This is a genomic window from Pedomonas sp., from assembly GCF_036515995.1.
Lineage (GTDB): Bacteria > Pseudomonadota > Alphaproteobacteria > Sphingomonadales > Sphingomonadaceae > Pedomonas.
Map to the genome: position 1 here is coordinate 1 of NZ_DATBUP010000255.1, position 3,364 is coordinate 3,364.

General features: G+C 67.0%; 4 protein-coding genes. 2 read left to right on the plus strand and 2 right to left on the minus strand.

Annotation, left to right across the window (positions count from 1 at the left end; genetic code table 11):
* Both VIG90_RS17930 and VIG90_RS17935 read left to right on the plus strand, forming a co-directional pair.
* Positions 1 to 842: sugar phosphate isomerase/epimerase (locus VIG90_RS17930; protein WP_331594891.1), on the plus strand; the 842-nt coding region annotated here is incomplete at its 5' end.
* A gap of 65 nt (positions 843 to 907) precedes the next feature.
* Complete coding sequence (locus VIG90_RS17935; protein WP_331594892.1) at positions 908 to 2,038, plus strand: Gfo/Idh/MocA family oxidoreductase; 1,131 nt, start codon at positions 908 to 910, stop codon at positions 2,036 to 2,038.
* Positions 2,039 to 2,088: 50 nt separating this feature from the next.
* Here VIG90_RS17935 and VIG90_RS17940 read toward each other — a convergent pair whose 3' ends face one another.
* Both VIG90_RS17940 and VIG90_RS17945 read right to left on the minus strand, forming a co-directional pair.
* Positions 2,089 to 2,775, minus strand: coding sequence for an ABC transporter ATP-binding protein (locus VIG90_RS17940; RefSeq protein ID WP_331594893.1), 687 nt, complete (start codon positions 2,773 to 2,775; stop codon positions 2,089 to 2,091).
* Positions 2,772 to 3,364: ABC transporter permease (locus VIG90_RS17945; protein WP_331594894.1), on the minus strand; the 593-nt coding region annotated here is incomplete at its 5' end. The genes VIG90_RS17945 and VIG90_RS17940, both read right to left, overlap by 4 nt.

A 3,364-nucleotide genomic window follows, 5' to 3' on the forward strand; every position in this document is an offset into this window, starting at 1 on the left:
ATAAGAACGAGACTGTGTTTTGCTCGGTGCCGCTCAGTCATGTGCCGTTCCTCGATCTTCTGGGTCCGGTCAGCCGGGCGGGCTTTGAGGCCCTCTCGATGACGCCGTCCCATGTCGAGGAGCTGGAGCGCCAGGGCCTGACGGCGGCCGATGCCCGCCAGCGCCTCGCAGACCATGGTCTGCGGGTCGCCGAGTTCGAATGCATTGCCCACTGGCTGCCGGGGCAGGCGGCGCTTTTCGACCGGGTGGCGGGATACGGCGACCACCTGCTCGCCATGACGCCGGATTACGTGCTGCCCATGGCCGCCGCCGTCGGCGCGCGCTCGGTCGCCGTCGTGGATATGTTCAGGCCCGCCCTTGAAACCGATGCGCTCGCCGAGGCCTTCGCCGGCATCTGCGACAAGGCGAGCCAATACGGCCTCAGGGTCAACATCGAGTTCCTGCCCATGGGCAGCATCGCCAACATCGCCCAGACGGCGGAGATCATCCGGCGGGCAGGCCGCCCCAACGGCGGCATCACGCTGGACACGCTGCATTTCTATCGCGGCGGGTCAACGCTTGCGGATCTGCGCGCCCTGCCGGCCGAGATGATCGGCATGGTCCAGCTCTCGGATGCGCGCGCCAGCACGACGGACGACATCGAGACGGAAATGATGACCGGCCGGGCGCTTCCGGGCGAGGGCAAGCTCGATGTCCGGGCCGTTGCCGAGCTGCTTGCCGCCAAGGGCGTCACGGCCCCCATCGGCGTTGAGGTCTTCTCGCAGGCCAGTGCGGAAAACGAGGTCGAGACCACGGCGCGCAGCTGGATGGGCGCGCTCAGATCCATAACCGGCCGGGCCTGATCGCCCGGCGGAGTGAGCAATACAGCGAACAATACAGCGAATAATTCAAAGGGGAGTAAGCCAGAATGGCAGTAGAGACTGAGCAGCCGCGTGCGGTCGTTGTCGGCACCGGTTTTGGCCTGTTCACGCACGTTCGCGCCCTCAGGGACGCCGGGTTCGTGGTCAGCGCGATCGTCGGCCGCAGCCGCGAGCGCACCGCCGAGCGGGCCCGCCCGCTGAACATCCTGATTGTCGCCACCAGCCTGACCGAGGCGCTGGAGGCTGATCCCGCCATCCAGCTCGTCACCGTCGCGACCCCGCCGCACGCCCACTACCCGGTGGTGATGGAGGCCATCAACGCCGGTCGTCACGTGGTCTGCGAAAAGCCGTTCGCCAAGGATTTTGCGGAAGCCCGCGCCATGCTGGACGCGGCCGAGAAAGCCGGCGTCATCCACATGCTGGGCGCGGAATTCCGCTTCGATACCCAGCAGGCGCTGCTGCGCCGGGTGGTGCAGGACGGCCTCATCGGCGAGCCGCGCTATTTCATGCGCATTTATCACCAGCCCGGCCTCAGCGATCCGAACGAGAAGCTGAGCGACTGGTGGGAAGACGCCAATCAGGGCGGCGGCTTCCTCGGCGCTTTTGGCGCGCACATGGTCGATCAGGTGCGCGACGTGATGGGCGAGTTCAAGCGCGTCAGCGGCACGCTCCAGAAAATGTGCCCGGGCCGCCCCAACATGACGTCGGACGATGCCTATTCCATCCAGTTCGAGATGGAGAGCGGCGCCGAGGGCATCATCGTTGCCGCCATGGCCTCGCCGGGCCAGATCATCATGGGCAACAAGATCACCGGCACGGACGGCGGCGCATGGATCCAGGCGGGCGCAACCTTTGCAGACCCGGCCGAAGTCTGGGTGCAGAACAAGGACGGGGCTCGCAAGATCGACGTGCCGGCCGATCTGGTCAACCCGCCGCCGACGCCCTTCGAGCATGCCGAGCTCATCCAGACCGAGCAGGACCGCTGGCACACGCAAGGGTTCGACGTTGCCCCTTACGCCCGCCTGTTCTCGGAAATGAAGCAGCGCATGAGCGGCCAGCCCGTCACCGCGCGCGAGACGGCGGGCGATTTCCGGGACGCCGCCAATGGTCAGGCGGTCCTCGACGCCGTGCGCCAGTCGGCCAAGGAGCGCCGCTGGGTCGACGTCGCGAAGGTGTAACCGCTGCGCATGCCGTCAGTCCCCTCGCGGGGCTGGCGGCCATGTTTTTTTCAGGAGCGCAGGATCCGCCCGTCCAGCAGCTCGATCCGGCGCGGGCATTGCCGCGCAATATGCTCGTCGTGGGTCGAGATCAGGAAACTGGTGCACATTGTCCGGTTGATCTCGTGGAGCAGCTCCATCACCTGATCCGCCGACTGGCGATCAAGATTACCGGTCGGCTCGTCGGCCAGCACCAGATCAGGGTTTGCGATGAGCGCGCGGGCAACCGCCACGCGCTGACGCTGGCCGCCCGAGAGGGCGGAGGGGCGATAGTCCCTCCGGTCCGCCAGCCCCACCGCATCCAGCAGTTCCGCCGCCCGCTCGCGCAGCGCCCGGGTTTCCCGGCCAAGGGTGCAGGCCGCCGGCATCATCACGTTCTCAAGGGCAGACAGGTCCGGCAGCAGATGGTGGAACTGGAAGACAAAGCCGATGTGCCGGCTGCGAAATTTGGTGCGCTGGGCATCGCTTGCCTGCATCAGGTCAACGCCCAGCATCTCGTGGCGGCCGCCGCTGGCCCGCATGAGCGTGCCCAGTATGGTCAGCAGCGTGCTCTTGCCGGAGCCTGATGGGCCGAGGAGCGCCGCCATCTCGCCCTTGCTGATGACAAGGTCGATCCCCTTGAGGACGGGCGTCTCCGTCGCGCCATCGCGGAACGTCTTGGTCAGACCGCTGACCTCAAGGATCGGAGCCGCGCTCATGTGCCGATCGCCTCGACCGGGTCGATGCGGGCCGCGCGCCGCGCAGGCAGGATCGAGGCCAGCATGGCGGCAACGGTGGTCAGGGTGACGGCCAGCAGATAGTCGCCCTGCGCCCGGTCGATCGGCAGCCCGCCGCTTTCGACTTCTGCCACCGGGGGCAGCGGGGCCAGGGCCAGCCAGGCAACGAGCGCCCCGGCAACCGCGCCGATGAACCCGATCAGCGTGCCTTCAAGGATGAAGATGGACAAGACCAGCCGCTTGCTTGCGCCCATGGCGCGCATGATGCCGATCTCGGCCTCCCGACGCACGATCGAGAGCAGCATGGCGCTGGCGATGCCCACCACAATGGTGATGAGTGAGAAGGCCTTGATGATGGTGCCGGTGCGGGCCTGCGCATCCAGACCCTCGAACAGCTGGCTGTTCTCCTCGGTCCAGGCCGTCGCCTTCAGCCCGGTCGACCGGCGCAGCCGCTCGGCAATTCCCGTTGCGGCAATGGCGGGCGCCACCCTGATCTCGATGCGGGAAATGCCGGTTGGCAGGTCCAACAGCGCCCGCGCCGTCGTGAAATTCATGTAGACCGTCTGCCCGT

Bases quoted from the DNA above. Each gene is read 5' to 3' on its own strand.
- VIG90_RS17935 (WP_331594892.1), top strand. From the start codon at position 908: ATGGCAGTAGAGACTGAGCAGCCGCGTGCGGTCGTTGTCGGCACCGGT.
- VIG90_RS17940 (WP_331594893.1), bottom strand. From the start codon at position 2,775: ATGAGCGCGGCTCCGATCCTTGAGGTCAGCGGTCTGACCAAGACGTTC.